Source organism: Gordonibacter massiliensis (ex Traore et al. 2017), assembly GCF_019731765.1.
GTDB lineage: Bacteria > Actinomycetota > Coriobacteriia > Coriobacteriales > Eggerthellaceae > Gordonibacter > Gordonibacter massiliensis.
The window spans coordinates 139,743-158,519 of the sequence record NZ_JAASIO010000004.1 but is presented as its reverse complement, the minus strand read 5'-3'; the positions used below and the strand labels follow the sequence as shown (position 1 = coordinate 158,519).

General features: G+C 53.3%; 16 protein-coding genes. 2 read left to right on the top strand and 14 right to left on the bottom strand.

All coding sequences use genetic code 11. The features are described 5' to 3' along the window. Nucleotides 1–4: 4 nt before the first annotated feature. Complete coding sequence (locus tag HCH03_RS06710; RefSeq protein WP_221688864.1) at nucleotides 5–925, bottom strand: glycosyltransferase family 2 protein; 921 nt, start codon at nucleotides 923–925, stop codon at nucleotides 5–7. Between the two features lie 190 nt (nucleotides 926–1,115). On the opposite strand from HCH03_RS06710, the gene HCH03_RS06705 reads away from it, so the two are divergent. Next, a complete protein-coding gene (locus tag HCH03_RS06705) occupies nucleotides 1,116–3,209 on the top strand; it encodes a DUF6541 family protein (RefSeq protein WP_221688863.1) in 2,094 nt (697 codons plus the stop codon). A 13-nt stretch (nucleotides 3,210–3,222) separates the two neighbouring features. Here HCH03_RS06705 and HCH03_RS06700 read toward each other — a convergent pair whose 3' ends face one another. Further along, complete coding sequence (locus HCH03_RS06700; RefSeq protein WP_246599804.1) at nucleotides 3,223–4,095, bottom strand: glycosyltransferase family 2 protein; 873 nt, start codon at nucleotides 4,093–4,095, stop codon at nucleotides 3,223–3,225. On the opposite strand from HCH03_RS06700, the gene HCH03_RS06695 reads away from it, so the two are divergent. Beyond that, nucleotides 3,991–5,289, top strand: coding sequence for a glycosyltransferase family 2 protein (locus HCH03_RS06695; RefSeq protein ID WP_246599802.1), 1,299 nt, complete (start codon nucleotides 3,991–3,993; stop codon nucleotides 5,287–5,289). The two genes, HCH03_RS06700 and HCH03_RS06695, sit on opposite strands and share 105 nt — an antisense overlap. Before the next feature lie 29 nt (nucleotides 5,290–5,318). On the opposite strand, the gene HCH03_RS06690 is transcribed toward HCH03_RS06695, so the two are convergent. The 12 genes from HCH03_RS06690 to HCH03_RS06635 form a co-directional block, all read right to left on the bottom strand. After that, nucleotides 5,319–6,782: a lipopolysaccharide biosynthesis protein gene (locus HCH03_RS06690; protein WP_221688860.1), complete on the bottom strand. Its 1,464-nt coding sequence runs from the start codon at nucleotides 6,780–6,782 to the stop codon at nucleotides 5,319–5,321. 13 nt (nucleotides 6,783–6,795) lie between these two features. Continuing rightward, entirely contained in the window at nucleotides 6,796–7,149 is a 354-nt protein-coding gene (locus HCH03_RS06685; RefSeq protein WP_221688859.1) for an SMR family transporter, read from the bottom strand. After that, entirely contained in the window at nucleotides 7,146–7,514 is a 369-nt protein-coding gene (locus HCH03_RS06680) for a transporter (protein ID WP_221688858.1), read from the bottom strand. The genes HCH03_RS06685 and HCH03_RS06680 overlap by 4 nt, the downstream gene beginning before the upstream one ends. A gap of 240 nt (nucleotides 7,515–7,754) precedes the next feature. After that, complete coding sequence (locus HCH03_RS06675) at nucleotides 7,755–9,920, bottom strand: DUF7657 domain-containing protein (protein WP_221688857.1); 2,166 nt, start codon at nucleotides 9,918–9,920, stop codon at nucleotides 7,755–7,757. Nucleotides 9,921–10,328: 408 nt separating this feature from the next. Then, nucleotides 10,329–12,029: a thiamine pyrophosphate-binding protein gene (locus HCH03_RS16785; protein ID WP_221688856.1), complete on the bottom strand. Its 1,701-nt coding sequence runs from the start codon at nucleotides 12,027–12,029 to the stop codon at nucleotides 10,329–10,331. A gap of 10 nt (nucleotides 12,030–12,039) precedes the next feature. Further along, the gene (locus HCH03_RS06665; protein WP_221688855.1) at nucleotides 12,040–12,465 is read right to left on the bottom strand and encodes a GtrA family protein; all 426 of its coding nucleotides are present in this window, start codon (nucleotides 12,463–12,465) and stop codon (nucleotides 12,040–12,042) included. Nucleotides 12,466–12,473: 8 nt separating this feature from the next. Further along, a complete protein-coding gene (locus tag HCH03_RS06660) occupies nucleotides 12,474–13,409 on the bottom strand; it encodes a glycosyltransferase family 2 protein (protein WP_221688854.1) in 936 nt (311 codons plus the stop codon). Nucleotides 13,410–13,729: 320 nt separating this feature from the next. Continuing rightward, nucleotides 13,730–14,344, bottom strand: a complete 615-nt coding sequence (locus HCH03_RS06655) for an NAD-dependent epimerase/dehydratase family protein (protein ID WP_221688853.1) — start codon at nucleotides 14,342–14,344, stop codon at nucleotides 13,730–13,732. A gap of 20 nt (nucleotides 14,345–14,364) precedes the next feature. Beyond that, nucleotides 14,365–15,705, bottom strand: a complete 1,341-nt coding sequence (rfbH, locus tag HCH03_RS06650; protein WP_221688852.1) for a lipopolysaccharide biosynthesis protein RfbH — start codon at nucleotides 15,703–15,705, stop codon at nucleotides 14,365–14,367. Next, complete coding sequence (rfbG, locus tag HCH03_RS06645) at nucleotides 15,705–16,757, bottom strand: CDP-glucose 4,6-dehydratase (protein WP_281421083.1); 1,053 nt, start codon at nucleotides 16,755–16,757, stop codon at nucleotides 15,705–15,707. The genes rfbH and rfbG overlap by 1 nt, the downstream gene beginning before the upstream one ends. Before the next feature lie 6 nt (nucleotides 16,758–16,763). After that, nucleotides 16,764–17,537 carry a glucose-1-phosphate cytidylyltransferase gene (rfbF, locus tag HCH03_RS06640; RefSeq protein WP_221688850.1) on the bottom strand — a complete coding sequence of 258 codons (774 nt, stop codon included), beginning with the start codon at nucleotides 17,535–17,537 and terminating at the stop codon, nucleotides 16,764–16,766. A gap of 293 nt (nucleotides 17,538–17,830) precedes the next feature. Beyond that, a partial coding sequence (locus HCH03_RS06635) for a glucosaminidase domain-containing protein (RefSeq protein WP_221688849.1) occupies nucleotides 17,831–18,777 on the bottom strand: 947 nt, incomplete at its 5' end.

Sequence of the window (18,777 nt, the reverse complement as noted above, 5' to 3'; positions counted from 1 at the left end):
CCTCCTACAGATTCACTTTGTCGCGTTCGACGTACTGAGGCGTGCTGTTCGCCGAAAGCACCAAATCGCCCAAGTACTCGCCGATGATGCCCAACACGAGCAAAATAAGGCCGAAGAAGAAAAGCAGCACGCAAATGAGCGACGGCCACCCGACCAGCACGTCGGGCACGATCAGTTTGTAGACAATGATGCCAATGCCGTACAGAAAACCAATGGCGGCGACAACGATGCCGACGGCTGAAGCGAATCGAAGCGGGAGAACCGTGTAGTTGAAATAGGCCAACCATAGCTTTACGAGTTTCGCAAGCGTGTAGTTTGACGAACCCCGCTCGCGTTCGTGATGCTCCACCATCACATTGCCTATGCGATTCGTCATACGACCGAACAAAGCTTCGACGTACGGATTGTAGTTACGATACTTGATGACTTCATCTTTGAGCTGCTTGGTTATAATCCAGTAGTTGCTGGTCTGCACATCTTTCGGCCTGCCGAGAAGCTTCTGGGCGGACACCCGGTTAAGCCAACTCGTGAAGTTCTTCAAAGCGCCATTCGCAGATGATTGGTACACACCGTACACAACATCGTAGCCCTCCTCCATCTTCTCGAGGATGATCGGGATCTGCGATGGATGGGTTTGAAGATCGTCGTCCATACCCATGATCAAATCACCCGAAGCATGGTTAAGCCCGCACATAATACCGTTGTGTTGGCCGAAGTTGCGCATCAGCGAAACGCCATGCACGCATGGATAGTCTTGGGCAAGGCGGCATATCTCCGGATAGGTGCCGTCCGGCGAGCAATCATCCACGAGCACGAACTCGTACTCGTAATTGGAAAGGTTTTCGAATACCTTCATCGTCTGCTCGACAACATCTCGAATACCCTGCTCAGAGTTGTAGCAGGGGATTACAATAGAAACAAGCATAGCTCCCCGTTTTCAAAAAGGTGTTTGTTGTGCGACTCCCCATAGAGAAGATCGCCGCATCACCAGTATAAGGCAAGGGCGATGTCTTTGCGCCAATTCATATCACGTCTGCGCCATGCAGTATAAAATATCGTATATCATAGGTGGTGCCTGAGCAGCATTATCGGTCGCAAGAAAGGTTGTTTTGACCATGTGGTTTGAGTTCGCCGCCATCGCGCTGATTTTGTGCGCGATGCTTCTTCTTCCCGGGTATTTCACCGCGCGATCTTTCGGCATGCCTCGCGTCTGGTCCGCTTGCCTCGCACCCATCCTCAGCATTTCGCTCATCTGCATTATGGGCCAGCTGCTCGCTTTCGCCAACGTCGTCGCCTCGCCCCTTTTGGTGCTTGCTCCGATCATTATCATCCCCATCTTCGCCTTCGTCGTTGCTCGAAACAGGATCCGGACCGTCTCTCTTCCCGACATGGCTTGGTGGCTCCCTGTGGCATTCCTCGCCGTCGGAGTCGCGCTAGGCGCCTATCTATTCATCCACCAACTTCCACGTCCCGATTCGCTCTTCCAGGCTTACGATGTTACCCAGCATCTCAACCTAATCCAGGCATTCGCCGATGCCGGCAGGTTTTCCTCCCTGGGCGTAAGCTCGTATCTGTCGCCAGCCGACCAAATGATCGATCCGGTTCGCAATGCAGGATTCTACCCGGCTGCATGGCATGTGCTTTGCGCGCTTGCGGTTTCCCTCACGAACTTCAGCGGGTCCTTGGCGATCAATGCCTCCATGTTCGTTTTCGGTTGCATGGCGTACCCTCTTTCGACACTCGTGTTTTTGCATGCCGTTTTCCCGCATCAAAAGCGTACGGTAATCTTCGGATGTTTCGTTGCCCTTGCCTTCGTCGCGTTCCCTTGGGCCCTTTTCGTCTTCGGTCCCGTTTATCCCAACCTTGCAGGCTTCGCCACCGTTCCCGCCGTTATGGCGTTGTTCATAATGCTGACGAGAGAGAAGAGCAGCGCCGCGCAACGCGTTCGCCTCTCCGCTCTTCTGCTCATCGCGCTCATGGGGCAAGCGCTGCTGCATCCCAACACCTTGTTCACCTGTGCTGTAATACTCGTCCCCTATTGCACTCATCGCATCTGGAACACATGCAAAGGCAAGCGCTTCGGCAACGGGCGCTCTTTGCTTGTGTGCCTGGTATTCATAGTGTTCTGTGCGGCCGTTTGGCTTCTCTGCTTCAAGCTTCCCTTCATGCAAGACACTGTGACCCACATATGGCCTCCATACGCCGGCAGAATGCAGGAGATCGTTAACATCCTCACGCAGACTTACACCATGGGATTCTTCTACGAGATCGCTGCGCAACTCCTATTGGGGGCGCTTGTAGTGATCGGGTTCGTGCGGGCATTGCACGACCCGTCTCTGCGCTGGCTAGCCATCTCGTATCTTCTCACCTGCTTCATCTGCCTGGAAAGCGCTGTGCGATCGGACGAGTTCAAGCAGCTTGTCGCCGGATTTTGGTACACCGATCCTATGCGCCTCGCCGCCATGGCGGTTATCGTCGCCACGCCGCTTGCCGCCCTTGGGCTCGCCTGGTTGCACGAGGTTGCGCTTTCCCTTGTCAACACGTACAACGCCAAGCGACAGAAGCAAACGCATGTGCGCAAAGTTGCCGCCGTGGTCGTCTGCTTGTTTCTCGCCTTCAACTTCGCGCCGGCGTTCAATCTACCCGGAATGCATATGCAGCTGACCTCCGAACAACTTGAACAGAGCAAGAGCAAAGATTGGGTGCCGCCGACCAACATACACACGGCGTTCGGAGATTATCGCGCCGTTTTCCAAGCGACGTACACTGCCGACGCTCCCCTCAGCGAACAAGAACGGCTCTTCCTCGACGAAGTTAACAACGTCGTTCCCAAAGACGCCGTTGTTATAAACGATCCCATGGACGGCAGCTTCCTCGCCTACGGCGTGGACGGGATTCGGGTGTATTACCGTAATTTCGTGGGATTCGGCTGCGATAACGAGACGCCCCAGAGCGAGCTCATTCGCACGCGCCTTGACGATTATTCCACGGATGCCACTGTGCGGGACGCCGTCCGTGTCATCGGGGCGCAGTACGTGCTCGTGTTGAGCCAAGCCGGTTCCGACTCGTCTTTCATCAATCTGAGAGATGATTACGATCCTTCTGAGTTTGCGGGTATATCCTCCATTACAAACGACACCCCTGGTTTCACCTGCGTCCGCCAGCAAGGTGACATGCGCCTCTACGAAATCGACGCGCAAAGAGCCTGATCCTGCGCCACCGCTAGAGCCTTCCCAGGACGAGCAGCAGTCTGAGCGCAGCCTCTTCGATCGGCTTCTGGCGCAAGCGCACCGGCACGAACGCCTTGGAAAGCCTGCCTCCCGTCAAAGCGCGCTCGAGCAGCGCGCGACGCTCTGACGGCATCTCGTCCGCATAGAGTCGATACAGACGCTCCAGTTGGCGCGCCACGTTCGTCAACTCGCCCTTCTCGAAGAAGGTGCGAAGGCGATAGCGCAAAAGCGACAGGCCTCCCGACCCTGTGGGACTCGCGTTCGACCCCGTTCGGCGGTACTCCAGCGAAACGAAGTCGTCGAACGTCAGCTCACCCAGCGCGGTCGCGACAAGGGCTATCCACCAGTCGTGGCAATACACTCCCTCGCGCCCCGCTTCGTTCACACGATTTGCAAGAGCCCGGTTCATCACCATGGTGTTCCCGGAAACCATGTTCTCGTACAGCATGGTGGGGAACGAGACCCCTATGCGATTGAGGTGCGATCTGCCCGTAGGGTTCATGTCCGCATCGCAGAACCGGTACTCGCTACAGTAGAGTTGCGGTACGGAGTTGTCCTTCTGGCCCAGCACGCTCAGGGCGCGGCTCAGTTTGTCCACGTGCCATTCGTCGTCCTGGTCGCACAGGGCGATGAATTCGACATCGCATGGCACGGCGGCGATGGCGGCGAGGAAAGAGGCGACAACGCCCACATTCTCACCGCGAAGGAGATGAATGCTTCCCTGACGCTCGTAAGACTCCAGTAGCGCAAGCGTGCCATCTTGGGAGCCGTCGTCGCGAACGTACACGGAAAGGTTTCCGACATCTTGCCCCAACACGCTATCGAGCTGCTGTTCAAGATGGGACTCCCCGTTGTAGGTAGACATGGCTACGGCGATGCTGGGGTTTTCAGCATTCATACGCCAACCTCCGTGTTTTTCGTTCGGCACTCGCGGTACTATGGAAACCATAGTACACGCAGTCGCAACTCGAAAGGCCATACCTCCATGGAGTCTCCCAAGCTATTCGACGAGCCCCCAGCCGTTCAGCCCAAACTCAGCATCGTGGTCCCCTGCTACAACACCGCGCAATACCTTCCCCGCTGCCTCGACTCGCTCGTCGCGCAAACGCTCGACGGCATCGAGGCGATCTGCGTGAACGACGGCTCGCCCGACACCTGCCTCGCCATCATGGGCGACTACGCGAAAAGGCATCCCGGCCTTTTTCGTATTGTCGACAAGCAAAACGGCGGCCTGTGGAACGCACGCTGGAGCGGAACCGACGTCGCGAACGGCGAGTACGTTGCATACCTCGACAGCGACGATTACGTTGCGCCCACGTTCGCCGAGGAGCTTTACGCCACTGCCGTCCGGCATCAAGCCGATATCGTAATATGCGGGTTCGAGCGCGAGGAAGAGGGAACCGGCAAGGTCACTTCCCGCGAGATGGACGAGGAGAGGGCACCCTTCAAACCCTCGGAAGACCCTGGCCGCCTGGTGGAGGTGAACCCTGCCGCGTGGAACAAGGCGTTTCGCCGCACGTTGCTCATGCGCATGCACCGTCTTGAAGAACCGCCCACGATCCTCGAAGACGTGACGTTGACGCAGCTCGCGTACCTGTCCGCGGTCGACGCCGTGGCGTTTACGGGAACCGCGCCTTACCATTATATGATTCGCAACGGCTCGATGATCAACTCCGTGACGCCGGAGCAGATCGACAGCGTGAAACGCGCCCTTCTGGAAGTACGCCGACATTTCGAGAACAGCGACGCGAGCGAGGAGTTGCTCCAGGAACTCGATGCGATAGCCTTCCTGCACCTCGGCGTTTCGATGAGCTTCAGGCTGTCGTGCAATTCCGACGCCGATCTCGGACAAGCCGTAGCGGAAACCACCGAATATCTGAACGAGCACTTCCCCTCTTGGAAGGCATCCCCCTATATCAACCTCGCCTACGCGAAAAAGGGTTCTGCCTACTCAAAACTGCTCATCGCCCAAGGCGTCTACAAGATGCATCTCATGAAGCCGTTTCTAGCGACCTATCGTTTTGCCATCGAGAAACTCCACGTGGACATTAAGTGGTGAGGGGTTGCGGCTCGTTGAACCCGCTCCCATCATTTACCAGTGCGGCGCGCCTTGACCTCTCGCAAAGTGTTGAGAAGGTATGACAGCTGCTCCACATGGAACAGCTTGGCAAGCAGCGCGTATGCCGCCAGCATCGCGAACGCCTGCAGCGCAATGATAGCGATTCCCGGCAGCGCGAGCAAACCGAGGGGGAAGACGACGGCCCCCGCCGCCAGCGACAGGGCGAACGCCGGGCAGATGTCGCGAACCTGCTCCCAATACGAATAACCGATGACCTTCTTGTTCGGAGCGGCGTTCACGAAGGTGCACACCACGCCCACCAGCATGTACCCGCCGACTATCGCATACAGGTCGCGAAGCACGAACGCCGCGAAGCACATGACGCCGAGCCCTATGACTTTCTTGACAACCTCCAACTTCAGGAACAGATCGCTGCGCCCGACCCCGTTCAACACCTGCAGGTTCGTGGTGTGGATGGGCTGCAGAGCGTAGATGAAGCAGTACATCTGCAAAAACGGCACACAGGGAAGCCACTTCTCGCCCAGAAGCAAAACGACCAGCGGCTCGGCCAGAATCGCGAACAGCGCCATGGACGGCACGATGAGGAAGGTGCTCGTTTTGAGCGCGCGTCGGGCCAAGCGCTTCACTTGGTCCTTCTGCTCTTGGACATGCGCCACCGCAGAGAGCATGACGGGCTGAATGGCACCGTCGAGCATTACGCCGAGCGCCTGGGGATACCTCTTGCCTTGGGAGACGAAGCCCAGGTCGGCGCTGTTGAACATCTTGCCGATGATGAGGTCGGAAAGGCTTTGGTATCCCTGGTCCATCAAACCGGAGACAAGGAGCTTCCACCCGAACCGGAACAGGACAACCGCGCGGCTGCGGTCGAACACGAGCCGGGGCTTCCAAGGTATTTGAAACGCGAGCACGAAGCATTTGCAAAGCTGGTACAACAGCTGTTGAACCACAAGAGCCCATATGCCGCCGCCGACGAGCGCGATGACGATGCCAGCAGCCCCGGAAACCATGCCGGCCGTCACCGTGGCGCGAAACGTTTTCTGGAATTCGAAATTCCTCGCAACGATGGCCTCTTGGATGGAGTTGTACGAGTTCACAATTAGCACGAGCACCAGCACGCGCAGCGGTTCCACGGCGGCGGGCATGCTGTAGAACCCCGAGATCAGGGGCGCGACGAGGAAAACGACGGCGTACAGCGCCACCGAGATGGCAAGGCTCATCCAGAAGGCCGTGGAATAGTCGCGCTCGGTGACGTCCGGAGCCTGGATGACCGCCGTGTTCAAACCGGACTGCACGATGACATTGCCCACGTTCACGAACACGAGCATGATGGCCAACATGCCGAACTCGTCGGGAGCCAGAATACGCGCCAAGACGATCTGGACGACGAGCGTGATGACAGCGGCGCCACCCTGCTCAAACAGCTTCCAGAACAACGATTTGATGGTCGACGATTTCAGGTCGCTCCCGGTCATGGCCCCTCGCCGCCTAAACACCGAACGAGTAGATCGCGATGCCGGCAAGGATGAGAACGAGCGCCAGCACTTTCCGCCTGTTCAAACGCTCGCGGAACAGCAGCACGCCGAACGCCGTGACGTAAACGTAGCCCGTCGCATCGAGGATGGGGCCCATGGAAAGCGGGATGACCCTGAATGCCAGCGTGGAGAGCAGCGTCGACGCCACGAACAGCGCGTAGGCGAACACCACGAGCGGGTTGAGGTACTCGCGAAGATGCGAATCGTGCGTTTTAAGCGCCGATTTCTTCAACATCACCTGCGATATCGCGCTCACGAACACCCCGAACAACGCGATGAGCGCGTACAGTACCACGGATTCGCTCATACGCCCTCGCCGCCGTCAGTTTGCACGTAAACAGAATCGCCGTGCTCGTCGTCGCCCGCCGTCGCATACAGCACCACGCCCGCAAGCACCACCAACGCGCCGACGACCTTGGGCGCGGTGATGCTTTCGTTGAAGAGCAGAGCCCCCCAGACGAGACCCCACACCACCGTGATCGCACGGTTCGCGTATGCCGTGGTGAGCGGCAGGCGCTTGATGACCTGCTGCCACCCGATGGCGTACACGCCCAGCAGGCACAGCATGCCCCCGTAGCACAGGACGAACCCCAGGCTCATGAAGTCGTAGCCGGCCGCCAGCTTACTCATGATGCCGCTGAACGAAAAGAGAACCAACAGTAGATGAAGCACGAGAAGCACCTTGAGCTTGTCCCGGTTGGGGCCTGTCACTTGAAGTTTCACCTTCTCCCACACACAGTGCGCTTCTACAACTTGCACAAACCCTAATCCGCAAGAAAGCAGCAACATCGCCTAGCATATCCACTGCCTTGACGAACATGCAATACGAAAAAACGACCAACACGTAACACAAACATCGAGATAATATTTCAGACCATCCGACTACCTAACGCACGATAGCACATGACCTGACTACTCATATTTATTTTCTCTTTCCCATATCGTCCATCCCTCATATGTATCAATGGGTTTAAAGACATCAACGACTCCCGATATTTCATTTGGATCGTCTCGCGATAGAACGTACGACACGTCTATAAGACTCAAATCGTTAATGTTTATATTAGCATCAAACAGATCTGTTGCTTTCAGTTCAAAATTAGTCTCTCCGTCTATTAAATCAACTCCCACAATGGCATATCTGTTCCAAATCTCGCGATATTCTTGATCGGGATCTATTTTGCTCCACAGGTCAGCATTCGGATAAGTATTGACAGAGTTTATAGTAGGCGCACCAGCCATGATGGCAAGCTGAGGGACTACGGCAAATGAGCCTTCAGTTTCGACGACCCATTTGGATTCAGGATGTTCGCTCGCAACTTTATTTATCATTTTTTCTAAATCGTTCTCGTAGATGATTGCCGTACCAATTTGGATTGGATTTACCAAAAAACCGCCCAACATTGACACAACGATGCAAAAAACTGCAAATTGCCTGCTTTTCTTTTCAGCAATAAATACGATGCCAACAAATAAGAAGATCGCCGAAACCAAAGCAAACCCGAGTTTAGTGTAATCCGGCTGCGACAACGACGCCATCGCAATAATCCAAATTGTTAGCACTAGCGCTACGATGGACAGATACGCAAAACGCACTTTTGCCTTGCCATTCGCGCATAATACGATCGCCCTAATTAAGAGCAATAAATTGGCAAAACCCAAAAAAGAAGTGGTACGCGTAATCGTTGTAAACCTGAGCAGAGAAATCGACTGCAACCAATCCGGCAATGGAACGATGTAGTACAAGGTAAATAACAAAATAACCACTAGAAAAAGAATTGCGGGAATATCTACTTTCTTCTGTTTAACCATGACATATATAGACATAATTAAACCTAGCGGAAAGAAATTGTAAAAACCGCTAACCTCACACACGTTTGGGGCTATTCCATCTTGGGTAAATGGAAAAAATATGCTAAAAGGGTAAAAGAACAGCCGCGTCAAATTCTCAAGCTCGCCTTTTCCTAATTCCCTTGTACCTTGAGCCGAAGTGAACAACGATAAAACTGTATCGGAAGACTTCACTAAAACAAACATTATCGAAAGCGCCAAGAGAAGCAAACCGACACCCAAGATCGGAATATCGAGCTTTGGACGAAATAGAGCCGACCGACGCCAATAGACCACGACAACAACGAGGGCAACTAAAACAAGATAGCCAAAGCCTACAAGCCAAGCGGGATAAAAGGTCATAATAAAAGATCCAGCACATATGATCAGAGGGAATATGAGTAAAGAGCGTGTTTTGTAAGACCTACTTTTGCAGTAGCTCCACGCCAATAATACTATGATTTGCCCATACACGATGCAATCGGTGATGCTGCCGGATCCATACCACCATTGCACAGCAGGAGAAAACGTTACGAGAAACGCGTAAGCAACGGCTAGATGCTTGTTCTTCTTCGACAGAAGCATGCCGATCTCGAACGAAACCATGAAGAGGAGAATTAGTCTGCTGCACCACCAAAAAGACAACCCCCGCTCTGCTCCAAGAAATAAGTAACCCCATTGAAACGGCCTGAACAGTTGAGCGAAATCCCACATGGGAGCCGCGTAGAAAATATTCATATCAGTCATTGATCCACGAGCCACCGTGGAATAGTATTGCAACCAGCTTTCAGGGTTAGCAAGTTGAGAAAAATTTTGCGGAGTAGCAATGAGAAATTCATCCGAACGAACCGGTCTTGCAGTTCCCAAGAGCAATCCCGGGTTGTCTCCATTTGGAAGATAATCCACCCAGCATCCTATAGAAGACCCTGAAACGTTCAAAACAACTAGCACTATCAGCAAAAACAAGGCCACCGGCCAACGCCATCTATATAAGCATTTGCACAGCAGATCCTTGTTGCGAAAGCAAAAATAAAAGGATATCGCTCCAACAAAAAAAACGATCAAGAAAATTGCGCGGTATGATTCCAGGGAGGTGAAAATGCTCGACGCAAAGGTTTCAGAGTTCTTTTCGCTTAACGTTAATGCGCGATACAGCAACAACAATCCGACGCAAGATAAGGAAGCCAAAATTGCCTGAATACATAGGTATACATTTTCCAAAAAAACATCCGGACGACGGTTGCGCATGAAGATACTCCCCGAGAAATACGTCAGATAGCATGAATCACCCAGACGAGCATATCTGGGCCTTCCGCTGCGGCTCATTACCGCATCTTACACCATTTGGTTGCTCCCGTTGCACACCTTTCTTGCGGGGCAGAGGATATGCGCAACTTCCAAGATGTTCCGTGATGTTTGTCGCAAAGAAACAAGCACATTTCGGGCATATACTGATTGAAGCATATATAAGACTTCGGGCGTAGTGGCTGGCTCTGGTTCGAAAATGGGCACCTAGTAGCTAGGCCCAGGTCAACCATCACATCGCAGGTAGCACTCGTGAACTTCTTCACTCAGTTAAAAAGTAGCGCTCGCAAGTAAGGAAAATATCTTCAAAGAGCTTGTCCATAAAGGAGCAAGCTAACCACATCCCCGTATTCATAAATTCATTAGATAGCGATAAAGCTCTCGACATAATAAAGGCTCTTGGTCTTGATTGGGCTTTCCAAATTCCAGTTTTGGAACAACATATGTCGGCTCGTTTATGTGAATATTTAATAATTGCGGACCAGGATTTTCAAAGTACGGCTCGAACGAAAAATCAGGGTCGGCGACAATTGTTTTCGCCGAGAGACCGTACGCTTTGGCGATAGCAGTAAAATCCGGATCTCCCCATCCTTTGCCCGTAACCGTCTCGTAGAATTTTGAATCGAAATACATCTCTTGAAAATGCCTGATCATACCCAAAGCGTGATTGTTCAGCACGCATATGGTTATCGGTAGATTCTCACGCGCAATGTAAGCGAGTTCTTGGATGTTCATTTGCATGCCACCGTCACCGGTAATGCACAGAACCGGCCTACCTGTTGCGTAATACGCGCCAATGGCGGCAGGGATGCTGTACCCCATAGCACCATGACCGCTCGAGAAAATAACGCGCTGGCCGCCTTTCACCACGAAAGACTGGGCAACCCAAACCTGGTTCTGACCCACGTCTGTTGTAACAACAGCCCCCTCTGGCACAACTCGGCTTATTTCTCGCATGATTTTCCGCGGAAGATCACCATCAACCTCAAGAAGCTTCTCTTGTATGGTGTCACACACGTTAATCCAATCCGAATCAACCTGCGGAATAGCATCGTTCTCGGCAAGGCAGCTGTCGAGAAAAATTCCAACGTCGAGACAGTACGGCGTCTCGTCGGAATGCACTTTGTATTCTATCTCCCCCCGATCCACGTCAACTCTAACAATGTGCGCCTGCGGGGCGAAATCACCTCGAGCCACGCCAACCTGCCTTATATCCAAACGAGCGCCTAGCGAAAGAACAAGATCGGCTTTTGCCACGATGAAGTTGGCCGACCGCGAACCATAGGCACCAATAAAACCGTATTTGCGGCGATAGCTCGCCACGCAATCAATAGCGGGCATCGTGGTCACGACAGGAAGCCCCGTCGCCTCAAGAAAGCGAAGGAGTTTCTCCTCTGCATTAGAAATGCGTGCGCCCATGCCGCATACGACACAAGGACGGCGCGCCGAACGCAGCCGTTCTATGAAAACCGACACGTCGACGCAGGGCGACACGATTCTCTTAGGTTGTGGCACAGCGACGGAAGCGTCGACCTCTCCTCTTTGAACGTCCATAGGGATATCGAGTAGAACAGGGCCGGGCCTTCCCTCCTGCATCACTTCGAAAGCCCTCTCAAGAACCTCAGGAAGCTCCTCGGGGGATTCGATCCGAAGAGCCATCTTCGTCACGTCGGTGCACATGGACACAATGTCGGTTTCTTGGAAACCCCGCTGTCTTATATCGAAGGAACCTTTCTGCTCGAATGTGTTCACTTGCCCCGTTATGAACAAAACAGGAATAGAATCGAAGAAGGCGTTGCATACACCGGTCAACAGATTAGTTGCCCCAGGACCGCTGGTTGCGAACGCGACGCCCGGCATGCCGGACACTTGCGCATACGCGCAGGCGGCAAATGCGGATGCCTGCTCGTGATAGTTAGTATGAACCGCTATGTCAGAATCGGCGCTGTCAAGGCTATCGATCAGATGGGTGACCATACCGCCAGGGTATCCGAACACATCCGTCACCCCACGCGACTCTAGGTACTTGACAATAAACTTTGTTGCCTTCACAGTGTCGCTCCTATTTAAAAGTCCAATACTTGTTGATAAAAAAATTAAGCGGTATCGTCACCAGCAAATTGATAAGGGGCGCAACGACAGACGAGATATCCCACCAACCTATTTCGAAATAGAGCAAGACAGTGGACAAAAGAAACGTCGCCCCATACGTGATGTACGATTTTCCCAGCTTTTTCAGTTGCTCTACCCTGCCCCTTTTCGAGTTCTTGAACACGACTCTATCGCCCCAGAAGAAAGCATTGAGCACGCTGACAGCCCAACCCAACGCGTTGCCAAAGAGATACCAATCTTCCTGAAGGAAAAGCACAAGGTAATAGATTGCAAGGAATACGAGGGTATTGCTTACACCGACTAGTCCGAATTTAATAAATTGGGCCATAGATACACTCGGGCCTCCCGAAGGCTGCTCCTCTTGCTGTTCTTGCATAATGAAAACTACTCCCAGTTCAGCCGCTCATCTTCGACGACAAGAGGGCGGTTCATGACACGGGTATTGATGTTCATAACGTATTCGCCCAGCAAGCCAACAAAAAACAACAACAGCGAACCAAACACAAGGACGGCAAGCAGCACCGGAATCGACCCCGCTGGAAACATATCCCAAAAGCAGAGTTTAAGAACAAGGTACACGAACGCAGCAAGGAGACTAACCGCCGCGCAAGCGAATCCTATGATAGTCGCCAGCCTCATCCCTATCTTGGTGTAAGAAGTGAAGCTAAGCATTGCCGCGTCGTAGAGCGTGTAAAAATTATTATGTGTTTTGCCAGCCCTTCGCTTTTCCTGTTCGTAGATAATATCCTTCCTCTTAGATCCGAGTTCCGCAACGATGCCTCGCAAAAATGGAGTCGGATCATCGAGCTCGTGCAATAATTGCACAAAAGCCCTGTCGTACAAACCGAACCCCGTGAAGTGCTCGATCTGCTCAACATCGCTCATTTTGCGAATAAGCCTGTAATAAAGGGTACGAAATCCTCTGACGATACGGTTCTCCTTGCTCGTAGCTTTGATTCCACAAACGATCTGATATCCGGCCTCCCACTCCTCGACAAAACGTGGCAGCATGCTCACCGGATCTTGGAAGTCACAGCACAGCAAAATGGTGCAGTCGCCTTTCGTCTGACAGAGCCCGTAGTAAGGAGAGTTGAACTGACCGAAATTCTTAGCATTGAGAATGGCTTTGATATGTTTATCGTCGGCGCACAACACGCGAAGTTTATCGCGCGTCCCATCTGTTGAATGATTGTCAATAAAAATGATTTCATATTCGTAGTTCGATAAATGTTCCTCGAACTCATGCGTGACCGCACAGGCCATGGGCCCGACATTGTCGATTTCATTGTAGCAGGGTATAAGAACCGATATCGTCTTCACTCGCACTCGCCTTCTTGCTTCATCATCCAAGCAGCCGTCTGACGAACCCCATCCTCAAACGAGATCGAAGGCTCGAATCCGGTATCATTCCGCAGACTCGTAATGTCAGCACGCAGATTCATAACCTGATTGGCTGCGTAACCACGCGCACCGAAATTCAACGGCACGCTCGGGTTCACTATCGCACGGGCCATGTTCACATACTCTCGTAACGCTCGGCCTTCTCCGCTCCCAATGCAGTATACCGATCCATTGCGTCCCTTTTTTGCGATCAGGCTTAGAGCCCTGCCGGCATCGTCTGCGTACAAATAGTCCCAAACCTATTCGCAGCGGGTTAATTCCATAGCCCTTCCGGAAAGGAGCGTCGCAATCAGACAACTCATCATGGTAGTGGAAGCGTCGTAAGGTCCGTAGAGGCTCAATATCCGAGCCCATGAATGCCGAATGTCGTATTCATTGCAAAGAAGCCTGCTCATCTGGCCGGCACAAAGCTTCGCCACGCCATAGGCCGTCTCGGGCTTACAAGGGGCATCGGGCGATACCAATCCTTCGACCCTGCCGTACTCCGCCTGGGAGCCCGCGCCCACGAACACCCGACATCCCACCGCTCGAGCCAGCTCCACCGCATCGAGCGTACAGGCGATATTGGACTCCTGCAATCGAGCATCGTTGCGCCAAGCCGGTGCCGTTCCCGCCCATGCAAGATGAAAGAACACGTCGACGTCGTTGGGCAGCTTATCGACTGCAGAGCGCAGATCAGACAAATCCACTTCGTGAACAAGAACAGACGGCTCCCCCGTGAGTCGTCTGTTCCGAAAAGATCCCGGACGAGCAATCGCATGAACCTCCGTCCCCTCTGCTAAGAGGGTCTTAACGAGAGCCTGTCCCAGCAAACCGGTCGCACCTGTCACCACAGCCTTTATTGCGCCCACCATGCCTCTCTAGCTGAAATGCCTTATTTCGCGACTGCCTTGCAAATGACGTCGGCCACGTAATCGATTTTCTCATTGGTCATGCCCGGATAAACGCCAACCCAGAAACTCTTCTCCATGATCTTATCCGTCACCGGCAACTCCCCCACAACGCGATAGCCCTCTCCTTTTTCGCGCATCTCGTCGAAACAAGGATGCTTTATGATGTTTCCAGCGAAGAGGGCGCGTGTTTGCACGCCTGCTTCCTCTATGCGTTCGACCACTTCCACACGCTCAACTCCGTCTTTGCATGTGACAAGAAAGCCAAACCAGCTCGGATCGGAAAACGGAGTGGCCTCCGGCAAAACCAGCTTTTCGGTCAGACCGCTTAGCCGATCATGCAAACGAGCGAAGTTGCGCTTGCGTTGTTCGACGAACGATTCAAGTTTTTTCAACTGAGCGCACCCAATCGCAGCCTGCATATCGCTGACTTTCAAATTGTACCCAAAGTGCGAATATGTGTATTTGTGATCGTAACCTCTGGGTAGCAGTCCGTACTGGCCGTCGAAACGGTGCCCACAGCAATTATCTTTCCCTGAAGGGCACGAGCAATCGCGTCCCCAATCCCGGAACGACCTCACCAACTTGTCAAGCTTTGCGCTGTTCGTATATACTGCCCCGCCTTCGCCCATTGTCATATGATGGGGAGGATAGAAGCTCGAAGTACCGATGTCGCCTATGGTTCCCGTATAGCGCCAAACGCCTTTGTATTTATAACGCGAGCCCAGCGCGTCGCAATTGTCCTCTACAAGCCAGAGCTCATGCTCGTCGCAAAATTTCTTCACCGCATGCAGATTAAAGGGATTGCCGAGCGTATGGGCAACCATGACGGCCTTGGTCTTATCCGAGAGCGCATTTTCCAGCATGGAGACGTCGATATTGTACTGGGGTATAGTCACATCGACAAATACAGGAACGGCGCCGAACTGAATGAGCGGCGCAACGGTGGTCGGAAACCCTGCCGCAACCGTGATAACCTCGTCCCCACGCTTGATGGCACGGTCGCCGAGCTCAGAGGCGGTAAGTGCCATGAAGGCGAGCAAATTCGCACTTGATCCGGAATTGGTGAGAGAGCAGTAGCTCACACCAAGAAAAGACGCGAAATCCGCTTCGAACTGCTCCGCATAGCGACCAGCCGTCAGCCAGAAATCCAAAGAGGAATCGACAAGCTTGACCATCTCATCGCTATCGTAAACGCGCGATGCGTAGGTAATTCTATCGCCGGGAAAGAATGGCTTAACTTGATTGTGGTAAAGATCGCAGTACTCCTCAACTTGCTTGAGAATAATTGATCTTGCTTCCCGCTCGCTCATGCCCTCAAACATCAGAACCCTTTCAAATAATCGTCGATCTGCCGGTCAACAACCCGTCGCACATCTTCTCCCGCCAACCATGCCTTCGTCCATTCCACAGTTTTGTAAACCGCATCGTCAATGTGCCAGCAGGGACTCCAGCCAAACGTCCGCTTGAGTTTGCCGTTGTCAAGCTTGAGAAAACTCGCCTCGTGTGGCCCCCCGTCCGCTTCGATACGCCAGTCGGCTCCTCCCCAAGTCGAGCAGAAAAGATCAACCAGCGAGCCTGTATCGACGCAGTCACACTCGTCAGGGCCGACGTTGTAGTAGCCCGCGTACGAGATATCCTCCGTCTGCTTCTGAGCTATCATCAAATATGCGAGCAGAGGCTCCAAAACATGCTGATACGGTCTCGTGGACGTTGGATTGCGCACGATGATCGGCTTCTCTGCGGCAACAGAACGAACACAGTCGCTCATGATCCTGTCGTTTGAAAAATCTCCTCCACCTATGACGTTGCCCGCACGAGCCGTCGAAACAGCCACACCGGCTTTCCTTAAAAAGCTTTGAGCATAGCTGTGCGTCACGAGCTCGGAACAAGACTTCGAATTCGAATAGGGGTCGTATCCGTCCAAGGGATCGTCCTCTTGATAGGCAAGGTTCTCGTTTTCTCGATTCAAATACACTTTATCGGTCGTTACGTTCAAAAACGAGACAACCGATTCGCTTCGACGCACGCATTCGCATACGTTGACCGTGCCCATCACATTCGTTTCATAGGTATACACAGGATCTTTATAACTATCCCGAACGATGGGTTGCGCAGCAAGATGCAGCACGACCTCAGGCTGAAACCGCTTGAACGCTGATTGAAGGGTATCCAAGTCACGAATGTCCGCGATGGTAGTGTTCGACGAATCCGCCAAACTAAGAAGGTCGTACAGCGCAGGCTTCGTGGCGGGAGCAAGCGCATATCCCGCCACTTCAGCACCAAGGTTCTGCAGCACGCAGCACAACCATGAACCCTTAAAACCCGTTATACCCGTCACGAGAACGCGCCGCCCTCTGTAAGACGTTAGATCCATATGAAACTACCACACTCTCCAAGGCGCTTTACGGTTCTGCCAGAGAGCCTCAAGATTCATCTTGTCACGCTGCGTGTCCATGCATTGCCAGAATCCATCATGCACATAGGCGGAGAGTTGGTTTTCGGCCGCAAGGCTTTCCAGAGGACCTTGCTCAAAAACCGTCTGATCGCCTTCAATGTAGTCGAAAACTCCCGGATCAAGCACCATATAGCCGCCGTTTATCAGAGCCCCATCAGTATCCTTCTTCTCCCTAAAAGAACTGATGAGGCCATTCTTATCTATGTCAAGAACCCCGAAACGTTGCGTCACGCCAACGGCAGTTATCGTCGCTATGGTACCGTGCGATCTGTGCGCGGCCAGAAGCGCATCCAAATTGACATTCGACACGCCATCGCCGTAAGTAAGCATAAACGCCTCGTTATCGACATAAGGCTGGATGCGCTTAATGCGTCCGCCCGTCATCGTGTTCAAACCCGTGTCGACAACCGTTACCTTCCACGGCTCAGACGTCTCGTCATGCACGATTACTTCCCCGCCCGAAGAAAAGTCAAAGGTTATATCTGCATGATGCAAATAATAATTGGCAAAGTATTCTTTGATGACCTGTTGTTTGTAGCCGGCACATATCACAAACTCGTTGAATCCAAAGGACGTGTAATATTTCATTATATGCCATAGGATCGGATAGCCACCTATCTCGATCATCGGCTTCGGCTTCAAGTGGCTTTCTTCGGAAATACGCGTCCCGAAACCACCTGCAAGTATAACTACTTTCATCTACTCCTCTTATCTACCAGCGAAAAAATCGGATAGTCGCCTATCTAAGTCGATCGTAAACCATCATCTTGGTGAATCACTCGATGAGACGATGCCCTCACTTCCAAGAGAATCCAATACGAAACACTTTACTAAAATCACGGATGAAATGCTGCATTCCGCCTATTGAATCTTAAAGCCTCACGACGCGTTCGACCTGCACACTTGAAATCGATCAGCAAGACTCTACCAGCCGCACGCAATATCGAATCAACGCCTGGCCCATACGCTGAAAGCGGACACGGCAAAAGCTTCTATGATCGAAGAAGCGCGCTCATTCCCTTGAGCAAAGCCTCGCCATATCCCGAGCCGACCGCCCATTTCCCACCAAGATCCTCTACTGTCGGAGCGCATCCGCGAACCACGAGTCCAAAACGAGGGTCTACGCAAGCCTGCACCAATGCATCGGTTGAAGCATAAGCTTTCAAATGTTGCACTTGAGCCCGCAGCCCTTTTCTTACCGAGTTCGAACCCCAGTCGTTAAAGCTGTTTCCGGGTTCGCCGCCGCCAGTCGCCCCGATCCCAGCAAAGTTGCATTGATGAACATCCACATCGTTGCCGAACTGAAGCCAGCCGGTCTCATGCATTGCCTGAGCAAACACAACCTCGGCACGCACTCCTTCAACGTTCGCCTCTTCGAGCAGTATCGTGCAAAATTGCTCAATACTGCTAGCTCCATACTGCGCGTACACGTTAGCGGGATACGGTTGCTCAACCGCGTTGAAACGGCTCACCATCTGCGCGACCGAGGTTTGACTTGGTCCCATAATAGAGGAGTGGTCATCGACAACCATCTCGCCGCAGCCCGTGCCGTGCCTGCCCTCCTTCGAGCCGTGCTCGAGGTAGTGCAGGTAGTACGGCCTCCAGGACGAGGTGCCGAAGGCGCGCCGGAGGTCGGGGTACTCGTTGTAGTAGGAGATCGCGTCGAACGCCGCCGAGCCCTGGCGGGGCTCGTCCATGCCGCAGGAGGCGAAGTGCTCCAGCAGCCGCGCGTCGTCGAGGGCCGTGACTGCGCCCACCTTCACGGAGGCCCAGGCGGCCACGTCGGGGTTGCGGTCGCGGTAGTACGCGCCGTCGTAGACCGGCGAGTAGTCCACGCCGCCCCGCGCAGTGACGAGCCCGGCCATCTCGCCGCAGCCCGTGCCGTGCCTGCCCTCCTTCGAGCCGTGCTCGAGGTAGTGCAGGTAGTACGGCCTCCAGG